This window comes from Vibrio sp. YT-19(2023), assembly GCF_033337395.1.
In genome coordinates, this window is sequence record NZ_JAWOQN010000402.1 from 1 (window position 1) to 760 (window position 760).

Annotated in this window: 1 protein-coding gene; it reads left to right on the forward strand. The window is 46.7% G+C overall.

The features are described from left to right. On the forward strand, positions 1-687 hold a 687-nt coding region (locus R7E78_RS26185), incomplete at its 5' end, for an NAD(P)/FAD-dependent oxidoreductase (RefSeq protein WP_318058616.1). Positions 688-760: the final 73 nt, after the last annotated feature.

Sequence of the window (760 nt, forward strand, 5' to 3'; positions counted from 1 at the left end):
TTTACGCATATTGAAGATCATATTTCATCACAAGAACCAGAGTACGATCGCAACAAAATTCTGATTTCAGTCCATCCTGAAAATCACGACGTATGGTACTGGCTAATTCCATTCTCGAATGGTACGTGTTCGTTTGGTGTGGTGGGTGAGCCTGAGTTTTTCGAGCAATACCCAGAAGATAAGCTTGCAGCTTTGCAGCAGTTGGCTAATGAAGAGCCGGGTTTGGCGTCTTTATTGCGAAACGCGAAGTACCCAAATCCCGCAGGAGAGTTGGGTGGCTATTCAGCGAACGTCAAACGCTTAGCCACAGAACACTACGCGCTGCTTGGTAACGCGGGCGAATTTTTGGATCCGGTATTCTCATCGGGTGTCACTATCGCGATGAAGTCGGCTCAATTTGCTGCTGATTGCGTTGTGCGTCAATTGAACGGCGAAGTGGTTGATTGGCAAGAAGAGTACTCAGAACGCTTGATGGTTGGTGTCAACACGTTCCGCACTTTTGTGGAAGGATGGTACAACGGCACGCTTCAAGACGTGATTTTCTACCAAGCTCCAAATCCACGCATTAAACAGATGATCAGTGCAATATTGGCTGGTTACGCGTGGGATACCGAGAACCCATACGTCAAGCAAAGTGAACAACGCTTGTCGACGCTGGCTGAGTTAGTGCGTGGCGAAGGTTTTTAAATTACCAAGAAAAAACCATTAAAAACATCTCATTAGCCCCATCTGTGATTCATAGATGGGGCTCTTTATTGCC